We start from the raw sequence: 21,685 nt of genomic DNA, 5'->3' as shown, positions 1-21,685 counted from the left end.
CCGTTACCTACACCGAACCCGTAACAGGATTTCCGCCATGACTCAGAAAATTGAAGGGAATTTGCCAAGCCCGGCCACCCTTCGCACCTCGTCCGTCTCGACCAAGGCCGCCTCCGGCGCGTCCGAGGAAGGCAAGGACCGTGCGGTCGGTGCGGCCGCAGCCACCGACAGCCTGCGCCTGACCGGCGAGGCTTCCGGCCTGCAGACCCTGCAACGCCAGCTCTCGGCCGCTCCGGCGGTGGACAGCGGCCGCGTCGAGGCCGTGCGCTCGTCGCTGCAGAACGGCAGCTACAAGATCAACCCCGACGCGATCGCCAGCCGCATGATCGACATGGATCGGCAACTCAGCGCATGAACACGTCGGTGACCAACCCCCTGCAGCAGCTCAGCGACGCGCTCGCCGGCGAGCGCCAGGCGTTGTTGGATCACAACGTGGAAGGCCTCATGCAGGCGACCAGCGCCAAGCTGGCGGCACTGCGCGCCCTGGAGGCCGACGTGCCTGCCGGCGCCGAAGCCGAACTGCGGCTGCGCGAACTGGCCGACGCCAACCGCGCCAACGGCGCGCTGCTGTCGCGGCGCCGGCGTGAGGTCAACTGGGCGCTGCGCCACCTCGGCCGCAGTGAGAGCGCCTCGTCCTACGACGCCAACGGCCAGTCCAGCACGCCGCTCGCCCAGCGTCCCCTGGCGATCGCGTAAGCGCGTAAGCCGCACTGCGTCCCGGTGCGGGGCGCGCATCCGCCGGCGGCAACGGCGTATATTGGGCATCCATCGATCGCCCACGGCCTGTCGTGAATTTCGCCGAAATCAATCCCAACGCAGCACCTGTCCTGCCCGCGCGCGAGAGCCTGCTTGCCCTCAGCGAACTGTTGTACGAAGGCGTGGTGCTGTTCCGCGCCGACGGCCAGTTGCTGCTGACCAACAGCGCCGCACGCCGCCATCTGTCCGGCGCCGACACCGGCGGCCTGGCCGCGCACCTGGCGCAGTGGCTGCCGGGCGACGCGTTGTCGCAGGCGCGCAGCAGCGGTCGCTGGAGCGGCAGCCTGCCGACCGAACAGCACGTGGTGCTGGCGCATCTTTACTTCCATGCCGACGCGGACGGCGGCCATTACCTGATGCTGATCCAGGGCATCGAAGGCCAGCAGGACTACGAACAGGAACTGCAGCAGCGCCACGCCGAACTGCGCCAGGCCTACCTGCGCCTCAACGGCGCCCAGGAAAAACTGCTGCAGTCGGAGAAGATGGCCTCGATCGGCCAGCTCGCCGCCGGCGTCGCCCACGAGATCAACAACCCGATCGGCTACGTCCATTCCAACCTGGGCAGCCTGCAGGAATACCTGCGCAGCCTGTTCACCCTGATCGAGGCCTACGAGCGCGCCCTGCGCGCGCCGGATCCGAAGGCGCTGATTCCGGAAATCGACGACATCCGCAACCGCTTCGACATCGACTTCATCAGCCGCGACCTGCCGCAACTGATGGCCGAGTCGCGCGAAGGCATCGAGCGGGTCACCCGCATCGTCCGTGACCTGAAGGACTTCTCCTATTCCGGCCGCGAGGAGTCGTGGAAGCTGGTGGACCTGCACTCGGGCCTGGAATCGACGATCAACATCATCTGGAACGAGCTCAAGTACAAGGTCACCCTGGAGCGCCACTACGGCAACCTGCCGCTGGTGGAGTGCCTGCCGTCCGAGCTCAACCAGGTGTACATGAACCTGCTGCTCAACGCCGGTCAGGCGATCGGCGAGCGCGGCACCATCGTGGTCAGCACCGGCCAGGACGGCGAAGAGGTGTGGATCGAGTTCAAGGACTCCGGCGCCGGCATTGCGGCGGACCTGCTGCAGCGCATCTTCGACCCGTTCTTCACCACCAAGCCGGTCGGCAGCGGCACCGGCCTGGGCCTGTCGATCTCCTACGGCATCATCAACAAGCACCACGGCCGCATCGACGTGAGCAGCGTCGTGGGCGAGGGGTCGACGTTCCGGATCGTGATTCCGGTTAGGCAGCCGAAGTAGCTGGGAATGGGGAATCGGGAATGGAGAATCGGAAAAGCGGGCAGCACTGCCGCTATTCGATTTCCGCGTACCCGATTTTGCATCAATGATCTGATATGAAAAATGAAAAGCCGCGATGCGGCTTTTCCCATTCCCGATTCCCCATTCCCCAATCCCAGCCCCTCAAGGCCCCGCATCCCGCCGCTGTTCGTCGTGCGTGCGGAAGGCCTGGCGGATGTGTTCGCGCAGTTCGTCGTCGTTCCAGGGCTTGGTCAGGAAGCGGTAGATCGCGCCGCGGTTGATCGCGTCGGTGACGGTGGCCAGGTCGGTGTAGCCGGACAGGACCAGGCGGATGGTGTCGGGGTAGAGCATCTTCACCCGGCCCAGGAACTCGGTGCCGCTCATGTCGGACATGCGCTGGTCGGACAGGATCACCTGCACGTCGTTGGTGGCGAGCAGGTCGAAGGCGTCGCGGACGTTGCCGGCGGCGAGGATGCGGTAGCCGTCGCGGCGGAACAGGCGCACCAGCGAGCGCAGCACGTTCTCTTCGTCGTCGAGCAGCAGCAGGGTGCGGTCCGGGCGGGTCTCGGTGAACGATTCCGGGCGCAGGTAGCGCCGGCGCAGGGCCATGCCGGCGGCTTCGGCCGACATCGGTTCGCCGAACAGGTAGCCCTGGAAGATGTCGCAGTCGTTGCGGCGCAGGAAGCCGAGTTGCGCCTGCGATTCGACGCCGTTGGCGATCACCACCATGCCCAGCTGGTGGCCCATGGCGATGATCGCGCGGGCGATCGCCGCCTCGCGGTTGCCGGCCGGCGCGCTCTTGATGAAGCTGCGGTCGATCTTCAGCTTGTCCACCGGGTAGCGCACCAGCGCGCTGAGGCTGGAATCGCCGGTGCCGAAGTTGTCCAGGCTCAGGCTGATGCCTTCGCGGCACAGGTTGGCCAGGGTCTCGTGGACGAAATTGACGTTGTTGGTGAGCGCGCTCTCGTTGATCTCCAGCACCACCATCTGCGGCGGCACCCCGGCCGCCTGCAGCGCGGACATTACTTCGTTGAAGAAGGTCGGGCGCAGCAGCTGCAGGGTGGAGACGTTGACCGCGATGGTGAAGTCGTCGAAGCCCTGGTCGCGCCACAGCCGCGCCTGGCGCAGCGCGCCTTCCATCACCCAGGTGCCGATCTGCACGATCACGCCCAGGCGCTCGGCGGTGCGCATGAAGCGCTCCGGCACCAGGATGCCCAAAGTCGGCGACTGCCAGCGCAGCAGCGATTCCATGCCGACCACGCGACCGTCGCGGGCGCTGACCATCGGCTGGTAGCGCAGGCGCAGTTCGCCGTTGGGGATGGCGTCGACGATCTGCCGCGAGATGATGCTCTCGCTGTGCGCGCTGGGCGGGCCGTCGGCGGCGTACAGGCGTACCAGGTTGCCGCCTTCGCGTGCGGCCTGGTAGACCGCGTCCTCGGCGAAGTCGAGCAGGGTCGACAGGCGCGTGGAATGTTCCGGGCACAGGCTCACGCCGATCTTGCCGGTCATGAACAGGGTGTACGGCAGCACCGACAGCGGCAGTTCGATCTGCTGCCGGATCTCCTCGGCGAAGGCTTCCGGCGGCGGCACGTCGGCGGTGCGCGGCACCGCCATCACCAGTTCGTCGCTGCCGTGGCGCCACAGCAGGCCGCGGCCGCGCAGGTGCGCCTGCAGCCGGTGCGCCAGCAGCGCCAGCGCCTGGTCGCCGACCTCCGGGCTCATGTTCTCGTTGATCGAGGCGAAGTGGTCGATGTCGATGTGCAGCAACATCACCCCCGGCCCGCCGGCCAGCGCCTCGGCGATCATGCCGGTCAGGGCGGGATGGCCCGCACCCAGGCGCGACGGCAGTTCGTCGTCCACGGGTACGGCGCTGGCGGGATTCCACATCGGCTCAGGTTCCAGGCGGGGGCGACGGCGGTGCCGCGGTGGTGTAGGGCAGGCACAGCGTCACCCGGGTGCCGGCGCCGGGGGCGGTGTCGATCTGCAGGGTACCGCCAGCGCTCTGCGCGCGCTCGCGCATCACGATCAGGCCCAGGCCGCGCGGCCCGGCCGGATCGAAGCCGTCGCCGTCGTCGACCACTTCCAGGCGCAGGCGCTGGCGTTCCTCGTCGCCGAGGGTCATCCGCACCTCACCGGCGCTGGCATGGCGCAGCACGTTGGTCAGGCTCTCCTGGGCGATGCGGAAACAGGCCTGTTCGACCTCGCCGCTGGGGCGCTCGGGCAGGGCGGCGATGTCCAGTTGCAGGCGCACCGGCGAGGCGCGGAACAGCATGCCGGCCTGCCAGCGCAGCGCCGCCTCCAGGCCCAGCGCGTCCAGTTGCGGCGGACGCAGCAGGGTGGAGAGGTTGCGCAGCTTGGTGATGCTGCTGTCGGCCAGTTGCACGATCTCGCTCAGGTCCTCGCGGCGGCGCTCGGCGTCGGTCTCGTCCAGCGCCGCGTGCGCGGACAGCTTCATCGCGGTGATCGCCTGGCCGATGTCGTCGTGCAGGTCGCGCGAGATCGCCCGGCGCTCGTCTTCCTGCAGCGAGAACAGGCGCCGCGCCATCGCCTGCAGTTCGCGGTTGCTCTGCGCCAGCGCGTCGCGCATGCGCTCCGGTTCGCTGAGGTCGCGCACGATCATCAGCTTGCAGTCGCGGCCGCTGTAGCGGACGTTGCCGAACGACAGCCCGGCATGGAACAGCGAGCCGTCGCGGCGGCACATGCGCGCGGTGGCGCCGCGTTCGCCCTTGGCCCCGGCCGCGCCCATCCGCTGTCGCACCAGCGCCAGGTCGGCGCTGTCGACCAGGCCCTGCAGCGGCTCGCCAAGCAGGTTCTCGCCCTCGAAGCCGAACTGCCCGGCGCAGGCGGCGTTGGCGTACAGCACGTGTTCCTGGTGCAGGATCGCCACGCCGTCCGGCAGCACCCGCACCAGTTCGCGGAACTGCTCCTCGCGCTCGTGCAGCAGGCGCCGCGAGCGCTCGTGCTCGGTCACGTCCTGCAGGGTGCCGTGCACGCAGGCGCGGCCTTCGTCGTCGCTGGCCGATTCGGCGCGCAGGTGCAGCATGCGCGCCTGGCCGTCGGCGGCCAGCACCGGCAGCAGCATGTCCAGTTGCAGCGGCGCGCTGCCGCACAGGTCCTCGATCACCCGCTGGATGCGCGCCTGCGAGGCCACGTCGGGCGGGACCAGCAGTTCTTCCAGGCGGTGCTGGCGCGGCTGGTCCGGCACGCGCCGGCCGAGCATCCGGTAGACCTGCTCGGAATAGCTGCCCAGGCCGCTGGCCCGGTCCAGTTGCCAGGAGCCCAGCCGCGCGATCGACTGCGCCTCCTGCAGATGCTGCAGGGCCTGGTCGCGGCGGCGCTGCGCGTCGTATTCGGCGCTGCGGTCGCTGATGACCACCAGCCGCGCCTGCCGGCCGTGGTAGTCCAGGCTGGTGCTGCGCGCCTCGGCCATGCACTGGGTGCCGTCGCGCAGGCGCAGCGGCTCGGCCACCACGCAGGTCTTGGACGGGGTCTGGCGGATCGTCTCGATCACCTCGGCCAGGCGGGCGCTGGCGCTGGGCGGCCACAGCCGGGCCAGCTCCAGGCCGACGAACTCGTCGTGCGACCAGCCGAAGAAAGCGACCGCGGCGGGGTTCACGTCGAGGATGCGCAGGCTTTCCAGGTCGTAGACCAGCATCGGGCTGGGATTGGCGTGGAACATCTGCCGGTAGCCGGCCTCCGACAGCGCCAGCCGGGTGTGCGCCTGCACCGCGGCGCGCACCAGCGGGCGCAGCAGGTAGTACAGGGCGACCGCGGTCAGGGCCAGGAACAGGGCGTCGTTGGCCAGCTGCAGGACGATCAACGTGCGGGGATCGTCTACGAAATGCGCCAGAACCAGGTCGCTGCCGATCGACAGCGCCAGCCCCAGCAGGACATACAGCAGCACCACCCGCCAGATGCCGCGGTCCAGGCGCTGCGCCAGGCGCATGCCGGAGGTCGCCTGGGTGGGCAGGGAGCTGTCGCGTTGTGGTTGCATGCCCCGGCAGCCTGCTGCGGTGGTCCGTGTCCGGCGGACATCTTAGCCGCTGACGGCCGCCGCGGCCCATCGCCGGGCGCTGCCGGCGCTCAATTAATGCCACCGGGTGCCGTTATCACCTTCGACCGCTGGCCTCCAGGGCGGCGAAACGGAGTATCTCGGCGTGGATCAAGGCGTCATCGCAAGCTTGCTGCAGCACCCGCTCACCTCGGCGCTCGTCCTGTTGGACGCCGATGGCAGGCCGCTGGCGGCGAACCGGGCAGCGCAGGCGCTGGAGCTGCCGCGCACGGTGGAGGCGTATGCCGAGCTGTTGCGTGCGGCCCGCGAGCGCCTGCTCGGCGGCGAGACCATGCTGGCCTGCGCCTTGCCCGGCACCGCCGGGCGGCGCCTGGACGGCTGGCTGCGTGCGGTCCGCGACGACAGCGGCGGCCTGCTGGCCTATACCCTCAGCGTGCCCGAACCGGTCGGCAGCGATGGCGCTACCCGCTGGGAGATCGCCCTGGACAGCGCCGAACACGGCCTGTGGGACTGGGACATCCCAAGCGACACCATCTTCCGCTCCGAGCGCTGGAAGCGGATGCTCGGCTACGCGGGCGATGCCCCGGCCGATGGCCTGAACGCGCTGCTGCCGCTGGTCCACGGCGACGACCAGGAGCGCCTGCGCCAGGCGATCCGCGCGCATTTCGAGGGCCGTACCGAAACCTATATGTGCGAGTTCCGCCTGCGCCGGCAGGACGGGCAATGGCACTGGATCCTGGACCGCGGCCGCATCGTGGCGCGCACCGCCGACGGCAGCCCGCTGCGCATGATCGGCACGCACACCGACATCCACGAGCAGAAACTGCTCGAGCAGCGCCTGCGCGACCAGCAGACCCTGCTGCGCGAGGCGCAGCGCATGACCCGCATGGGCAGCTGGTCCTGGGACCCGCTGCGCGACCGGGTCTGGTGCTCGCGCGAGTTTCTGCGCGTCACCGGCCTGGACGAACAGCAGGCGCCGAGCAGCCGCGGCTGGCTGCGCCTGCTCAGCCGCGATTCGATGGCGCAGCTGATCTCGGTGTGGCGGCGCATGGTGCGCGAGGCCAAGCCGGCCAACTTCGAGGTCGAGCTGGTGCGCGGCGGCGAGTCGCCGTTGCACCTGCGGGTGTGGGCGCAGCCGCAGGTTGAGGCCGACGGCCGCATCCAGCGCGTGCTCGGCCAGGTGCAGAACATCACCGAACAGCGTCAGACCGACGCGCTGATCCGCTGGCGCACCGAACTGCTCAACCGGGTCTCGGCGCTGGGCAAGATCGGCGGCTGCGAGATCGAGGTCGGCACCCGGCGCATGCAGTGGACCGAGGAGTGCTACCGCATCCATGGCCTGCGCAAGGAGGCCATCGATCTGGACCACGCGCTGGCGCTGTACACCCAGGACTCGCGCGATGCGTTCGAGTCGGCGCTGGTGCGCATCGCCGAGGGCGGCCTGCCCGAGCAACTGGACCTGTGCTTCCACCGTCCGTCCGGGCAGCGCATCTGGGTGCAGGTGCTGATCGAGCTGGACGAACGCGACGGCCTGCCGCCGCGCTTCGTGGTGCTGTTCCGCGACATCACCCGCGAACGCGAGGCCAGCGAGCGTATCGAGCTGCTGGCCCACTACGACCTGCTGACCGGTCTGCCGAACCGGCAACTGCTGCGCGAGCAGGCCGAGAAGGCGATGCACGAGGCGGTGGAGCGCGGCACCACGCTGGCGATGCTGTTCGTCGACCTGGACGGCTTCAAGAGCATCAACGATTCCTTCGGCCACGCCACCGGCGACGCGCTGCTGAAGCTGGCGGCCACCCGCATGCATCAGCAGCTGCGCACCAGCGACCTGTTCGGCCGCTTCAGCGGCGACGAGTTCGTGGTGGTACTGCGCGACCTGGCCGAGCCGGGCGACGCCGGGCACGTGGCGCGCAAGCTGATCGCGGCGCTGGCCGAGCCGCTGCACAGCGGCGAGAACGTGATCAAGATCGGCGCCAGCATCGGCATCGCGCTGATGGAGGAGGGGCGCCAGGACTTCGACGGTCTGCTGCGCGCGGCCGATGCGGCGATGTACGCGGCCAAGGAATCCGGGCGCAACACCTGCCACTACTACAGCCAGGACGTGTTGCTGCGCGCGCAGCGGCGTCTGGAGATCGAGCATGCGCTGCACGGCGCGCTGGACCGCGAGGAGTTCTCGCTGGTGTACCAGCCGCTGGTGCATGCGGCGGGCGAGCGCGCCCCGGCGGTGGAAGCGCTGCTGCGCTGGCACCGCCCCGGCCACGGCCACTGCAACCCGGCCGAGTTCATTCCCATCGCCGAGGAATGCGGCGAGATCGTGCGCCTGGGCGACTGGGTGATCGGCGAGGCCTGCCGCCAGGCCGCGGCCTGGGATGCGGCGGGGCTGAGCTTCGACCGGGTCTCGGTGAACGTCTCGGCGATGCAGTTGCGCGACCGCGGCTTCGCCGAGCGGGTGATCGAGCTGTGCCAGCGCAACGGCTGGTCGCCGAAGCGGCTGGAACTGGAACTGACCGAATCGGCGCTGATCCGCGACAGCGAGTCGCTGCGCCGGTGCTTCGAACTGTTCGAACAGGAAGGTGTGCTGCTGGCGGTGGACGATTTCGGCACCGGCTTCTCCAACCTGCATTACCTCAACCGCTTCCCGGTGCAGCGCCTGAAGATCGACCGCAGCTTCGTGCAGGACATGCTGCACGACAGCGGCACCGCCAAGGTCACCCAGGCGATCGTGCAGCTCGGCCATGCGCTGGGCATGCAGGTGGTGGCCGAGGGCGTGGAGACGGTGCAGGAAGAGGCGCTGCTGCGCGAGCAGGGCTGCGACGAGATCCAGGGCTACCTGCACGCGCGGCCGTTGCCGCCGCGCGAGCTGGCCGCCTGGCTGCGCGCGCGCCAGCAGGTGGCGCCGGCCACGCACCCGCGGTTGGTGCTGGCTGCGCAGTGAATGCGCGGCGCTGCGTGCGCCGTGCCGACTTGCGGCGGCGCAGCAGCTGGCTATACTGCGCGCGCCCATCGTTTCCCGGCCAGAGGCCACCTTCCTTGGACAGTCATCCTAGACCGACGCTGCAGCGACAGAGCTGACAGGACCGCCACGGTCTGGGTCGTCCCAGATGGGTCCCGTCCGCTCAGGACGGGATCGTTCGCCAGCCGCTTGCGGCGCTGGCCTTGATTCCGAGAGTGCGCAAGCCCGATCCGCGAGGACTCCGAGCGTAGCCCCTGGCGTTGCCCGTCGTCGGAGCCGCCCATGCGCCTGCCATCGCCATCGTTCCCGATCCACCTGACCTCGCTGCCCATTCGCGCGCGGTGGCGACGTCCTGCCTGCGCCACATTGCCTGGGGACGCCCGCGCAGCCGGCAGCGGCTGACGCACGCCGTACATCTTCCCCGGTCACACTGGGCGGTCCGCTCCGCGACCCGCGCCAGCGTCCTTTTTCCTGCGGCGCCCGCTGCCGCTCTTGCCGGATCTTCCCATGCTGCCATTCGCTCGCGACCGCACCGCGCCCGGACAGCTCGCCGCACGCCCCGGCGTACTGCCCAACCTGCACGACCTGGCGGTGTTCGCCCTGCTGCTGGGGCTGGGGGCGCTGCTGCTGCACGGCGCTACCGACATGCGCGCGCCGCTGCCGCCGGCCGGCACCGATGCGGTGTCGCTGGACCTGTGGCAGTTGCCCGAATACGGCCTGCGCACCACCTTGCGCATGTTCGCGGCGATGGCCGCCTCGCTGGTGTTCACCTTCGTGGTGGCGACCCTGGCCGCCAAGAGCCGCCGCGCCGAGCGGGTGATCGTGCCGGCGCTGGACATCCTGCAGTCGGTGCCGGTGCTGGGCTTTCTCACCTTCACCGTCACTTTCTTCCTGGGCCTGTTCCCCGGTCGGCAGATCGGTGCCGAACTGGCCTCGATCTTCGCCATCTTCACCAGCCAGGCCTGGAACATGGCGTTCTCGTTCTACCAGTCGCTGCGCAACGTGCCGCGCGACCTGGACGAGGTGTCGCGCGGCTTCGGGCTCAGCGCCTGGCAGCGCTTCTGGCGGCTGGAGGCGCCGTACGCCACGCCTTCGCTGATCTGGAACATGATGATGTCCATGTCCGGCGGCTGGTTCTTCGTGGTCGCCTCCGAGGCGATCAGCGTCGGCGACCACACGCTGGAGCTGCCCGGCATCGGCTCGTACCTGGCGCTGGCGATCGCCCAGCGCAACTTCGCCGCGGTCGGCTGGGCGGTGGTGGCGATGGCGGTGCTGATCGCGCTGTACGACCAGTTGCTGTTCCGCCCGATCGTGGCCTGGTCGGACAAGTTCCGCGCCGAACTCACCGCCTCGCAGGACAAGCCGCAGTCGTGGCTGTACGACCTGCTGCGGCGCACGCGCCTGGCCAAGCGGCTGGTCGCGCCGCTGGCCTGGGTCTGGCAGCGCGCCATGCTGGTGCGCTGGACGCCGCGGCGCCAGCCGCAACTGCTGCCCGCGCCGCAGGTACCCGGCCGCAGCGGGGTGTGGGGCGACCGGCTGTGGAGCGCGGCGCTGGCGCTGGCCGGCGCGGCCGCGGCCTGGTTCGCCTACGACTACGGCCGCCGCCACCTGGGCCTGCACGACCTGGCCGAGGCCTTCGGCGGTGGCCTGGCCACGCTGCTGCGCGTGGTGGTGCTGATCGCCCTGGCCAGCCTGGTGTGGGTGCCGATCGGCGTGTGGATCGGGCTGCGGCCGAAGGTGGCGCAGCGGGTGCAGCCGCTGGCGCAGTTCCTGGCCGCGTTCCCGGCCAACGTGCTGTTCCCGTTCGCGGTCCTGGCCATCGTCAGCACCGGCGCCGATCCCAACATCTGGCTGTCGCCGCTGATGATCCTCGGCACCCAGTGGTACATCCTGTTCAACGTGATCGCCGGCGCCAGCGCGTTCCCCACCGATCTGCGCGAGGCCGCGACGATCTACCACCTGCGTTCGTGGACCTGGTGGCGGCGGGTGATCCTGCCCGGCATCTTTCCGTACTACATCACCGGTGCGCTGACCGCGTCGGGCGGCTCCTGGAACGCCAGCATCGTGGCCGAGCTGGCCAGTTGGGGCCACACCCAGGTGCAGGCCTACGGCCTGGGCGCCTACATCGCCCGCGCCACCGCCGCCGGCGACGGCCCGCGGGTGTTGCTCGGTGTGGCGGTGATGTCGCTGTTCGTGACCCTCTTCAACCGCGCGGTCTGGCGACGCCTGTACGTGTTCGCCGAACGCCGCCTGCGTTTCGACTGATTCCTGGAGACCGACCATGAGCTATTCCGCAAGCGTGCCCGAACGCGCCCCGCTGGTCCGCGTGCAGGGCGTGCGCAAGACCTACGACAAGGGTGGGGCGACGCCGCTGGTGGTGCTGGAGGATGTCGACCTGACCCTGCACTCGGGGCAGATCGTCGGTCTGCTCGGCCGTTCCGGCTCGGGCAAGTCGACCCTGCTGCGCGCCATCGCCGGGCTGCTGCAGCCCAGCGCCGGCAGCATCGCCTTCCGCGACGCCGCGCCCGGCCAGGTCGCCGACGACATCGCCATGGTGTTCCAGAGCTTCGCCCTGTTCCCGTGGCTGACCGTGCTGCAGAACGTGGAAGTAGGCCTGGAAGCGCGTGGCGTGGCCGCCGACGAACGCCGCCGGCGTGCGCTGGCGGCGATCGACCTGATCGGCCTGGACGGCTACGAGGGCGCCTACCCGAAGGAACTGTCCGGCGGCATGCGCCAGCGCGTGGGCCTGGCGCGGGCGCTGGTGGTGCGGCCGAAGCTGCTGCTGATGGACGAGCCGTTCTCGGCGCTGGACGTGCTGACCGCCGAGACCCTGCGCACCGACCTGCTGGACCTGTGGTCGGAAGGGCGCATGCCGATCGAATCGATCCTGATGGTCACCCACAACATCGAGGAGGCAGTGCTGATGTGCGACCGCATCGTCATCTTCGGCGCCAATCCGGGGCGGGTGATCGGCGAGATCGAGGTGACCCTGCCGCAGCCGCGCAACCGTCTGGCGCCGGCGTTCCGCGCCCTGGTCGACGACATCTACGCGCGCATGACCGCCAGCCCGCAGCGGCCGCAGACCCGCGAGGGCGTGTTCCCGGGCAGCGGCATCGCCATGGTGTTGCCGCGCGTGTCGAGCAACCTGCTGGCCGGCCTGATCGAGGCGGTGGCGGCCGAGCCCTACCACGGCCGCGCCGACCTGCCGCCGCTGGCGGCCGGCCTGCAACTGGAAGTGGACGAACTGTTCCCGATCGCCGAGACCCTGCAACTGCTGCGCTTCGCCGTGTTCGAGCAGGGCGACCTGCAATTGACCCCGGCCGGACAGCGCTTCGCCGAACTGGGCACCGACGCGCGCAAGCAGCTATTCGCCCAGCACCTGGCCACCTACGTGCCGCTGGCCGCGCACATCCGCCGCGTCCTCGACGAACGCCCGGCGCATCACGCACCGGCGCGCCGTTTCCGCGACGAGCTGGAAGACCACATGTCCGAGGCCTATGCGGCGGAGACGGTGCAGGCGGTCACCAGCTGGGCGCGTTATGCCGAGTACTTCGCCTACGACAAGCAGGCGGATCTGTTCTCGCTGGAGAATCCGAGCTGATCAAGGGAGCTGCACAGCTTCGCGTAGGAGCGGCTCCAGCCGCGACGGGACGGCCAACATTGCTGGCGTCAAGCATGAGCTTGCTCGCCGCCCAATGCGCCTTGCAGCAGGATGTCGCGATCTGATCGGCGTCGTTGTGGGAGGGACTTCAGTCCCGATTGCGGGCGCATCGAAGCGCCGGACGGCATCGCGCGTCGCGACTGAAGTCGCTCCCACAGTGACGCTTTCCCACGGCCGGGCGCTCGCGATTCGGAGAAGGGTTCAGGCGCGCGCCTGGATGCGACGTCGATCGGTCAATGTGTCGTAGCTCGCCGCCTAATGCGCCTTTGCAGCAACGATGTCGCGATCCGATCGGAGTCGTTGTGGGAGGGACTTCAGTCCCGACTGCATGCGGCCGGCCAGGCACGTGTCGCTCGCTTGTGGCGATTGAAAAGCCGTACGGCGCGGCTTTTCCGCGGCCTGGTGGGCCCGTCGTGCTCGCGTAGGAGCGGCTTCAGCCGCGACAGGAGCATTCCCCTACCGCCTGTCGCGACTGAAGCCGCTGCCACAGTCGTGACGCGTGCATGGGCCACGCGGCCTCCACCAAGCAAAATCGAGAGATGGGGCCGGGTCACTCTCCAGCGCGGTGCCCCGAACGCGCTGCCACATCAGGCACCGTGCGATGCCAACGCCGCCGACGCGTCGACTCAATCGCCGTCGTAGAGCGGGAAGTGCACCAGCGGCGCCGGCGTGCCGGCGGCAGCGACCGCGCTGCCGTTCAGGCCCATGTCCCAGGCCAGGCCGGCCCAGACCGGGTCGGCGATGCGTGCGTCCTGCGGTGCCGGTGCGCGCGCGATCAGCAATTGCCGCAGTTCGGCCTGGGCCAGCGTCTCCAGCCGTCGCAGGGCGTGGCCGGGCTGGCGCGGTGTGGCCGCCGGCCGGATGCCGGGATCGGCCACCGGCTCTGACGCAGACACGTGCGCGCTGCTGCTTTCATCGCAGGACATGGCCGCAACTCGGGACAGGGACTGGAGATGCATCGACATCGACGGAGCCGGACGGGGAGGGCAGAGACGACAAGCCCCGGCAGGGGCCGGGGACTCGTCGGTTCATGGCGTGGGGGACGACAAGGCGGACTTAGAACAGCTCGACCGTGCCGGCACCCATGCTCTGCTGCGCCACCGGCTTGTGCGGCGGACGCTCCCACTCCACGCGCATGTCGCGCAGGCGGTTGCCGACCCGCTGCAGGGCGTCGAGCAGTTCGTGGTCGAACACGCCGCCATTGCGATGCAGCAGTTCCTGCAGCGCCACGGCCTCGCGGTTGATCGCGGTCAGGCGGTCCAGGTGGGTGTGCACGCCACCCAGGGCCTGGGTCGCGATGTCCTCGAACTGCAGGGCACGCACCGCTTCGGCGACGCTGCTGTCGATGGCGCGGCCGCACTCGGAGATCTCGCGCATGCCGTCGCCCAGCGAGTGGTTGATCGCGGCCACGTTGTCCAGCATCGACGCGGCCTCGGCCCGCGCCTCGCGGGAGCGGTCCATGTCGCGCGAGGCCATGTTCGAGACCGTCTCGCGGACCTTGGCGATGGCGTCCTTGGAGCTGTGCGCCAGCTTGCGGATCTGCTCGTTGAAGGTGGTCGAGCGCTCAGACAGGTTGCGCACCTCGTCGGCCACCACCGCGAAGCCGCGGCCCGCCTCGCCGGCGCGCGCCGCTTCGATCGCCGCGTTCAGCGCCAGCAGGTTGGTCTGGTCGGCGATCGACTTGACGTCCTCCAGCAGGGCGAAGATGCCGTCCAGGTGCTGGGACATGTCGTCGATGTAATGCACCGTGGTGCTGCTCTGGCCGCTGACCTGTTCCAGCGCCTCCACCAGCTGCTCCATGCGCTGGCTGGCATGCTGGGCGAAGCGGGCCACGTCCACCCCGGCGCCGCCGTCTTCGCCGGCGCGGTCGACGATGCGGGCCAGGGCCACGCTCTGCTGCCGCGACTTGCGGTTCATCGCCTCGAAGCTGCCACCCAGGCCGCTGACCGCCTGGCGGATCAGTTCGCGGGCACGTTCGATCTCCGAGCGCGAGCCCTCGATCTCGTTGCCGACGAAGCTGCGCAGCTCGGTCAGCAGGTGGTCCTGCTCGCGCATGACCTTGGCCTGCTCCGGCGAGCGCCGGCTCTGGCTGTACGCGGTCCAGCCGGCAAAGCCGAGCCAGCTCAGCGTCATGGTGGTGAGGATGGCCCAACGGACCGGGGCCGGCCAGTCGAAACCGGCGGCGATGGGGAACAGCAGCGTCAGGGCGAGCGGGGCGGCCAGACGGATCAGGAGGCGTGAGTACATGGAAGTTCTCGGCAGATTCACGATTGCTGTATCGGCCGCCCCCCCGGGGTCTTTAGCAGCGTCATCGCCGAATCGTCGAAACCTGCGTCCTGTCGCAGGATCGGCGTCGCAGAACGGGCGCGGCGGCCCGCGCCCTCCGCCTCCGGGCTCAGCGCAGCGCGCGGTCCACGGTCTCGCGCATGCGCCGCTTGGCCAGCAGGAAGTCCCACAGGCTGCCGCCCATCTGCCGCCACAGCACCGCCGCGCGGACCGCCGCCAGCAGCAGGGCGCGAATCTCCGCCACCACCCCGGCCTGGCCCAGGTAATGCGGATTGCCTTGCACCATCACCCGTGGGCGCAGGTGGCTGATGGTGTCGGCATACAGCTGGCCCAGTGCGGTGATCACCTCCGGGTGGGTGCTGTCGCCATGGCGTTCCAGCAGCGGCGCGATCCGGGCCAGGCCGGCATCGACCTTGGCGTCGGTCTCGGCATCGCCGGCGAAGCGCCGCTCCAGCTGGATCACGGCCATCGCCAGCCGCGGCAGCACCTCGTCCTGGCCCTGGTTGCGGAAGTAGTTGTGCAGCAGGCGCAGGCCCGGCGCCAGGTCGGCACGGCGGCCGTAGACCGCTTCGGGGCTGGGCGCGTCGATGCGGAACACGCTGTCGAGCAGGGTGCGCACCAGCGACGCCTCCGACTGGCCGGTCTCGGCGATGCGCCGCACCTGCTGCAGGGCCTGGGCCAGGCCCGCCAGCGCCAGCATGCGCGCGTCCATGGAATCGGTCATCGAATGGAGTCCTCGTGTACGGCGGGGGCCTGCTGCGCCAGGCGGCGCTCCAGCGGGGCATCGGTGGTGGCGATCACGGCGCCGCCCAGGCATTGCTCGCCCTGGTACAGCACCAGCGACTGCCCGGGGGTGACGGCGCGCTGCGGGCACGCGAAGCGGACCGAGAGGGTGCCGTCGTCGCCGACCTCGACCGTGCAGGGCTCGTCGGCCTGGCGGTAGCGGGTCTGCGCGGTGCAGTCGAACCGTCGCGCCGGCGGCGCGCCGGCGATCCAGTGGGCGGTCTCGGACTGCAGCCAGTTGGCCATCAGGTAGGGACTGTCGCGGTCCTGGTCGACGTACAGCACATTGCGGGCGACGTCCTTGCCGACCACGTACCAGGGCGCCGCGGCACGCCCGCGCACCCCGCCGATGTTCAGGCCCTCGCGCTGGCCGAGGGTGAAGTAGAACACCCCCGGGTGCTCGGCCACGACCTGCTCGTGCGGGTCGCGGATCTCGCCGCGCCGGGCCGGCAGGTAGCGGCCCAGGAACTCACGGAAGTCGCGTTCGCCGATGAAGCAGATGCCGGTGGAATCCTTCTTGGCGTGGGTCGGCAGGCCGGCCTCGCGGGCGATGCGGCGTACCTGCTCCTTTGGCAGCTCGCCGACCGGGAACAGGGTCGCGGCCAGTTGCGCCTGGCCCAGCTGGTGCAGGAAGTAGCTCTGGTCCTTGTTGCGGTCCAGCCCGCGCAGCAGCCGCCAGCGGCCGCCGACGCAGTCCACCCGTGCGTAGTGGCCGGTGGCGATGCGCTCGGCGCCGAGCTCCCGCGCCGCGTCCAGGAAATGCTTGAACTTGACCTCGCGGTTGCACAGCACGTCTGGATTGGGCGTGCGCCCGGCGGCGTACTCGGCCAGGAAGTGCGCGAACACGCCTTGCCAGTATTCCTGCGAGAAATCGCGGAAATGGAACGGGATGCCGAGCCGCCCGCACACCGCCACCGCATCGCGGCGGTCGTCGTCGGCGCGGCAGTCTCCGCTGCCGTCGTCGGCCCAGTTCTGCATGAACAGGCCGGACACCGCCGCGCCCTGCTGGACCAGTTGCCAGGCCGCCACCGACGAATCCACGCCGCCGGAAACCCCGACCATGACCGCTGCGCCGCTCATGCCACCTGCCGCAACAGGTCCAGCGGGTAGCGGCGCCCGGCCAGGTAGTCGGCCACCACCTGCCACACCAGCGGGCTGCGCCAGCGCGGCGCGGCGGCCTCCAGCTCGGCCGGGGTCATCCACAGCGCGCGCACGATGCCGGTGTCCAGCGGCCGCTGCACATCGTGCGCGACCGGGTCGGCGGCGAAGGCGAAGCGCAGGTAGTGGCGGCCGTTGTCGGCCTTCCACTGGTAGGCGCCGATGAAGGCAGTCGGCTGCACCTGCCAGCCGGTTTCCTCCAGCGTCTCGCGCACCGCGGCCTCGATCAGGCTCTCGTCCGGTTCCAGGTGACCGGCCGGCTGGTTCAGCACCAGCGCACCGGCGATGGCTTCCTCGACCTGCAGCAACCGCCCGTCGCGCACTACCACCGTGGCCACGGTCACATCCGGCTGCCAGGGCTCGGTGATCGCCGTCATCAGAACAGATCCTTGCCGCCGTTGAGCTCGGCGTCCATCGCATCGGCGGGCAGCTTGACCACGAACACGGCGGTACCGCCCTGGCGCACCCAGCCACCGAGGATGTCCGACTGCGCGTCTTCCAGCAGCCGGTTGGCGACCTTGGCGGGCAGGCTGTCGCCCTGCGCCTGGTAGGCCGGCGACCAGACCTCGCGGATGCGGTAGCTGCCGAAGGTCTCCACCGGCGAGCGCACGTAGGTGAGCTGCTTGCGCTCCTGGCCGTGGTCGCGCAGGCCGAACAGCACCTGGTAGTCGCCATCCTCGTCGGCCTGCACGTCGTAGCCCAGCGCCTGCAGCCGCTTGCCCAGCGCCGCATCCGGCGGCTCGGCGGCCGCCGGCAGGGCGGCGGCGAGCAGCGCGGCGAGCAGCGGAACCTTGGGGAACATCGTCGAATGCATGCGGAGCGCCATCGAAAGGAGGGGAATTGTGCGGGCAGGGCCGGCGATCGTCCAATCCCGCCAGGCAGGCCCCGTATATAATGAGCGGATGCCCCGCAAGAATTCCCCCGAGCACGATCATGGCGTCATGGTGGAGACCGGCAAGCCGGAAGTCGCCCGCCCGCCCATGTATCAGGTGCTGCTGCTGAACGACGACTACACCCCGATGGACTTCGTGGTGACCGTGCTGCAACAGTTCTTCTCCCTGGACCTGGAGCGCGCCACCCAGGTGATGCTGCACGTCCATACCCGCGGCCGCGGCGTCTGCGGCGTCTATACCCGCGAGGTGGCTGAATCCAAGGTAGCTCAGGTGAACGAGTTCTCGCGGATGAACCAGCACCCCCTGTTGTGCACGATGGAAAAAGCCTGATAGTGGGAGGCGTCGGTCACCGGTTTGCCCGGACTAACGCGGTGTGAACACACTGATCCGATAGGGTTGTGGAAATTCGCAACTCAAGCCACATATTGTCGGCAACAGACGTCGGAGTACACCATGTTCAGCAAAGATCTCGAGCAGACCATCGGCCAGTGCTACAAGCGCGCCCGGGAAGCCCGTCATGAGTTCATGACGGTGGAGCACCTGCTGTTGGCGCTGCTCGACAATCCCTCCGCCCAGGCCGTGCTCAAGGCCTGCGGCGCCGACGTCGACCGCCTGCGCAGCGACCTGGAACAGGCCATCGAAGCCTCGGTGGCCCGGTTGGCCGAGGACGACGGCCGCGATACCCAGCCCACCCTGGGCTTCCAGCGGGTGCTGCAGCGGGCGGTCTACCACGTGCAGTCCTCCGGCAAGAAGGAGGTCAGCGGCGCCAACGTGCTGGTGGCGATCTTCGGCGAGAAGGACTCGCATGCGGTGTATTTCCTGAATCAGCAGGACATCACCCGCCTGGACATCGTCAACTACCTGTCCCACGGCATCGCCAAGATGGGCGAAGACGGCGAGCAGGCGGCGCCGAGCGACGGCGAGCCGAAGGGCGAGGCAGGTGAGGGCGAACCGAAGGGCGACGCCCTGGCCGAGTACGCCACCAACCTGAACGAGCAGGCCCGCAATGGCCGCATCGACCCGCTGGTGGGGCGTGGCGACGAGATCGAACGCACCATCCAGGTGCTGTGCCGCCGCCGCAAGAACAATCCGCTGTACGTGGGCGAGGCCGGCGTCGGCAAGACCGCCATCGCCGAGGGCCTGGCCAAGCGCATCGTCGAGGGCAGCGTACCGGAGGTGCTGGCCGACGCGGTGATCTTCTCGCTCGACCTGGGCGCGCTGGTCGCCGGCACCAAGTACCGCGGCGACTTCGAGAAGCGCCTGAAGGGCGTGCTGACCTCGCTGAAGAAGGTGCCCAATGCGGTGCTGTTCATCGACGAGATCCACACCATCATCGGCGCCGGTTCCGCCTCCGGCGGCACCATGGACGCGTCCAACCTGATCAAGCCGGCGCTGTCCTCGGGCGAGCTGCGCTGCATCGGCTCGACCACGTTCCAGGAATACCGCGGCATCTTCGAGAAGGACCGCGCCCTGGCGCGGCGCTTCCAGAAGATCGACATCGTCGAGCCGACCGTGGGCGAGACCTTCGAGATCCTGCAGGGCCTCAAGCCCAAGTACGAGGCGCACCACGGCGTGACCTACGCCGACGACGCGCTGCAGGCGGCGGTGGACCTGTCGGTCAAGCACATCGGCGACCGGCTGCTGCCGGACAAGGCGATCGACGTGATCGACGAGGCCGGCGCACGCCAGCGGCTGCTGCCGGAAGGCCAGCGCAAGGAACTGATCGACATCGAGGAGATCGAGACCATCGTCGCCAAGATGGCGCGGATCCCGGCCAAGCAGGTCAGCGCCACCGACAAGGACGTGCTGCAGCACCTGGAGCGCAACCTGAAGATGGTGATCTTCGGCCAGGATCCGGCGATCGAGACGCTGTCCTCGTCGATCAAGCTGGCGCGCTCGGGCCTTGCCAATCCGGAGAAGCCGATCGGCAACTTCCTGTTCGCCGGCCCCACCGGCGTGGGCAAGACCGAGGTCACCAAGCAGCTGGCGCTGCAGCTGGGCATCGAACTGGTGCGCTTCGACATGTCCGAGTACATGGAGCCGCATTCGATCAGCCGCCTGATCGGTGCGCCCCCGGGCTACGTCGGCTTCGACCAGGGCGGCCTGCTGACCGAGAAGATCGTCAAGACCCCGCACTGCGTGCTGCTGCTGGACGAGGTGGAGAAGGCGCATCCGGACATCTTCAACATCCTGTTGCAGGTCATGGACCGCGGCGTGCTCACCGACACCAACGGGCGCGAGGCCAACTTCAAGAACGTGATCCTGGTGATGACCACCAATGCCGGTGCCACCCAGGCCTCGCGGCGCTCGATCGGCTTCACCCAACAGGACCACTCCACCGACGCGATGGAGATCATCCGCCGCAGCTTCACCCCGGAGTTCCGCAACCGGCTGGACGCGGTGGTGCAGTTCCAGCCGCTGGCCTTCAGCCACATCCTGCGCGTGGTCGACAAGTTCGTGATCGAGCTGGAGATGCTGCTGCAGGAGAAGCACGTGTCGTTGTCGGCGACCCCGACCGCGCGCGACTGGCTGGCCCAGCACGGCTTCGACCCGCTGATGGGCGCGCGGCCGATGGCGCGGGTGATCCAGGACAAGGTCAAGCGCCCGCTGGCCGACGAGCTGCTGTTCGGCAAGCTGGTCAACGGCGGCCGCGTCACCATCGACGTGCGCGACGGTGAGCTGGTGGTGGAGACCCAGGCCGAGCCGGAACGCCTGCTGCCGGCGACGGTGGACTGAGCCCTGTCCCGGGGCACAGGCACGACGAAAGGCGGCTGCAGAGGCTGCAGCCGCCTGGCGAGGTCACCGTCGTTCCATCGTTGCAGACGCGGAAGGCGGCCAGTGGCCGCCTTCTTCATGTCCGCCCGTGGCGGATTACTTCATGCGGTAGGTGATGCGACCCTTGGTCAGGTCGTACGGGGTCATTTCGACCTTCACCCGGTCGCCGGTCAGGATGCGGATGTAGTTCTTGCGCATGCGGCCGGAGATGTGGGCGATGATTTCGTGCCCGTTTTCCAGCTTGACCCGGAACGTGGTATTGGGCAACGTCTCGCTGACGGTGCCTTCGAATTCGATGGAGTCGTCTTTCGACATGTAATCCTGTGCGATTCGGAACGGCCAAAGGCCTGAAGAGCGAGGATTTTACTCGCCTGCGCCGCGCCTTGCAAAGTTTGCGTTAATCCCGCTCAGCCCTGGGCCAGTTCCGCGGCCGCCAGGGTGCCGAACTGGGACGTCCACGGCCCGATCTCGGCCGGTGCCGCCACCAGCGGGGCGATGGCCTCCAGGAAGCGCGGGCGCGGCCAGCGCTCGGCGCCCAGGCTCAGCAGGTGGTCGTTCTCGACCTGCGCGTCGATCAGCGGCCAGTCCCAGCCGTGCAGGCGCCGCGCCAGCGCCGCCAGCGCCACCTTGGAACCGCCGCTGCGGGCGCTGAACATGCTCTCGCCGAAGAACATGCGCCCGCGCGCCACCCCGTAGATGCCGCCGACCAGGTCGTCGCCGTCGAACACTTCCACCGAATGCGCATGGCCGGCCTGGTGCAGGGCCAGGTAGGCGGCGCGCATCGGTGCGGTGATCCAGGTGCCGTCCTGGCCGCGGCGCGGCAGTTGCGCGCAGGCGTCGATGACGGCGGCGAAGGCGGTGTCGGCGCGCACCGTCCACGGCGAGCGCCGCAGGCTGCGGCGGAAGCGCGAGGACAGGCGCACGCCGTCGCTGCGGAACACGGTACGCGGGTCCGGGCTCCACCACAGGATCGGTTCGCCGTCGGAGTACCAGGGGAAGATGCCCTGCGCATAGGCGGCGAGCAGGCGGGTCGGCGACAGGTCGCCGCCGATCGCGAGCAGCCCATCCGGCTCGCGCAGGGCGCTGGACGGTGGCGGGAACGGGGCGGCCGGATCGGCCGCGAGCAGGGCAGGAAGACGACGCATCGCCGGCAGC

General features: G+C 69.5%; 18 protein-coding genes. 8 read left to right on the top strand and 10 right to left on the bottom strand.

The window, feature by feature from the left end:
- The first annotated feature begins 37 nt into the window (after window positions 1–37).
- The 3 genes from flgM (at window position 38) to J7357_RS18255 (ending at window position 2,009) form a co-directional block, all read left to right on the top strand.
- Window positions 38–355, top strand: a complete 318-nt coding sequence (gene flgM, locus J7357_RS18265; protein ID WP_209248657.1) for a flagellar biosynthesis anti-sigma factor FlgM — start codon at window positions 38–40, stop codon at window positions 353–355.
- A complete protein-coding gene (locus J7357_RS18260; protein WP_019800978.1) occupies window positions 352–696 on the top strand; it encodes a hypothetical protein in 345 nt (114 codons plus the stop codon). Before flgM ends, J7357_RS18260 begins: the two co-directional genes overlap by 4 nt.
- Window positions 697–788: 92 nt before the next feature.
- Window positions 789–2,009 carry an ATP-binding protein gene (locus tag J7357_RS18255; protein ID WP_209248655.1) on the top strand — a complete coding sequence of 407 codons (1,221 nt, stop codon included), beginning with the start codon at window positions 789–791 and terminating at the stop codon, window positions 2,007–2,009.
- Between the two features lie 162 nt (window positions 2,010–2,171).
- Here J7357_RS18255 and J7357_RS18250 read toward each other — a convergent pair whose 3' ends face one another.
- Both J7357_RS18250 and J7357_RS18245 read right to left on the bottom strand, forming a co-directional pair.
- Entirely contained in the window at window positions 2,172–3,896 is a 1,725-nt protein-coding gene (locus J7357_RS18250; RefSeq protein ID WP_010341742.1) for an EAL domain-containing protein, read from the bottom strand.
- Between the two features lie 4 nt (window positions 3,897–3,900).
- Entirely contained in the window at window positions 3,901–6,003 is a 2,103-nt protein-coding gene (locus J7357_RS18245; RefSeq protein ID WP_244667646.1) for a PAS domain S-box protein, read from the bottom strand.
- A 163-nt stretch (window positions 6,004–6,166) separates the two neighbouring features.
- On the opposite strand from J7357_RS18245, the gene J7357_RS18240 reads away from it, so the two are divergent.
- From J7357_RS18240 to J7357_RS18230, 3 genes are all read left to right on the top strand, one after another.
- Window positions 6,167–8,956 carry a bifunctional diguanylate cyclase/phosphodiesterase gene (locus tag J7357_RS18240; RefSeq protein WP_209248653.1) on the top strand — a complete coding sequence of 930 codons (2,790 nt, stop codon included), beginning with the start codon at window positions 6,167–6,169 and terminating at the stop codon, window positions 8,954–8,956.
- 525 nt (window positions 8,957–9,481) lie between these two features.
- Window positions 9,482–11,239: an ABC transporter permease subunit gene (locus J7357_RS18235; protein WP_209248651.1), complete on the top strand. Its 1,758-nt coding sequence runs from the start codon at window positions 9,482–9,484 to the stop codon at window positions 11,237–11,239.
- A 16-nt stretch (window positions 11,240–11,255) separates the two neighbouring features.
- Window positions 11,256–12,575 carry a nitrate/sulfonate/bicarbonate ABC transporter ATP-binding protein gene (locus J7357_RS18230; protein WP_010341738.1) on the top strand — a complete coding sequence of 440 codons (1,320 nt, stop codon included), beginning with the start codon at window positions 11,256–11,258 and terminating at the stop codon, window positions 12,573–12,575.
- A gap of 686 nt (window positions 12,576–13,261) precedes the next feature.
- On the opposite strand, the gene J7357_RS18225 is transcribed toward J7357_RS18230, so the two are convergent.
- The 6 genes from J7357_RS18225 to J7357_RS18200 form a co-directional block, all read right to left on the bottom strand.
- On the bottom strand, window positions 13,262–13,531 hold the full coding sequence (locus tag J7357_RS18225) for a hypothetical protein (protein ID WP_343237431.1): 270 nt from the start codon (window positions 13,529–13,531) through the stop codon (window positions 13,262–13,264).
- 160 nt (window positions 13,532–13,691) lie between these two features.
- On the bottom strand, window positions 13,692–14,882 hold the full coding sequence (locus J7357_RS18220; RefSeq protein WP_209248646.1) for a methyl-accepting chemotaxis protein: 1,191 nt from the start codon (window positions 14,880–14,882) through the stop codon (window positions 13,692–13,694).
- Window positions 14,883–15,030: 148 nt separating this feature from the next.
- Window positions 15,031–15,645 carry a high frequency lysogenization protein HflD gene (gene hflD, locus J7357_RS18215; RefSeq protein WP_209029260.1) on the bottom strand — a complete coding sequence of 205 codons (615 nt, stop codon included), beginning with the start codon at window positions 15,643–15,645 and terminating at the stop codon, window positions 15,031–15,033.
- Window positions 15,642–16,784 carry a tRNA 2-thiouridine(34) synthase MnmA gene (mnmA, locus tag J7357_RS18210; protein WP_209248645.1) on the bottom strand — a complete coding sequence of 381 codons (1,143 nt, stop codon included), beginning with the start codon at window positions 16,782–16,784 and terminating at the stop codon, window positions 15,642–15,644. Before mnmA ends, hflD begins: the two co-directional genes overlap by 4 nt.
- Window positions 16,781–17,239 (bottom strand): NUDIX hydrolase, encoded by a 459-nt coding sequence (locus J7357_RS18205; RefSeq protein ID WP_209248643.1) that lies wholly within the window; start codon window positions 17,237–17,239, stop codon window positions 16,781–16,783. Before J7357_RS18205 ends, mnmA begins: the two co-directional genes overlap by 4 nt.
- Window positions 17,239–17,688 (bottom strand): hypothetical protein, encoded by a 450-nt coding sequence (locus J7357_RS18200; RefSeq protein WP_209248641.1) that lies wholly within the window; start codon window positions 17,686–17,688, stop codon window positions 17,239–17,241. The genes J7357_RS18205 and J7357_RS18200 overlap by 1 nt, the downstream gene beginning before the upstream one ends.
- A gap of 76 nt (window positions 17,689–17,764) precedes the next feature.
- Between J7357_RS18200 and clpS the strand changes: the two genes are divergently transcribed.
- Both clpS and clpA read left to right on the top strand, forming a co-directional pair.
- Window positions 17,765–18,085, top strand: coding sequence for an ATP-dependent Clp protease adapter ClpS (gene clpS, locus J7357_RS18195; RefSeq protein WP_010341728.1), 321 nt, complete (start codon window positions 17,765–17,767; stop codon window positions 18,083–18,085).
- Window positions 18,086–18,208: 123 nt separating this feature from the next.
- On the top strand, window positions 18,209–20,491 hold the full coding sequence (clpA, locus tag J7357_RS18190; RefSeq protein ID WP_209248639.1) for an ATP-dependent Clp protease ATP-binding subunit ClpA: 2,283 nt from the start codon (window positions 18,209–18,211) through the stop codon (window positions 20,489–20,491).
- Window positions 20,492–20,626: 135 nt separating this feature from the next.
- Here the strand turns inward: clpA and infA are convergent, their stop codons facing one another.
- Window positions 20,627–20,845: a translation initiation factor IF-1 gene (infA, locus tag J7357_RS18185; protein WP_004425677.1), complete on the bottom strand. Its 219-nt coding sequence runs from the start codon at window positions 20,843–20,845 to the stop codon at window positions 20,627–20,629.
- Window positions 20,846–20,937: 92 nt separating this feature from the next.
- Window positions 20,938–21,675, bottom strand: a complete 738-nt coding sequence (aat, locus tag J7357_RS18180) for a leucyl/phenylalanyl-tRNA--protein transferase (RefSeq protein WP_209248637.1) — start codon at window positions 21,673–21,675, stop codon at window positions 20,938–20,940.
- Window positions 21,676–21,685 lie beyond the last annotated feature (10 nt).

It is taken from the genome of Xanthomonas sp. D-109, assembly GCF_017746095.1.
GTDB classification, from domain to species: Bacteria; Pseudomonadota; Gammaproteobacteria; order Xanthomonadales; family Xanthomonadaceae; genus Xanthomonas_A; species Xanthomonas_A sacchari.
Note: the sequence above shows the minus strand (reverse complement) of the source record. Positions and strands in the feature narration are given on the sequence as shown.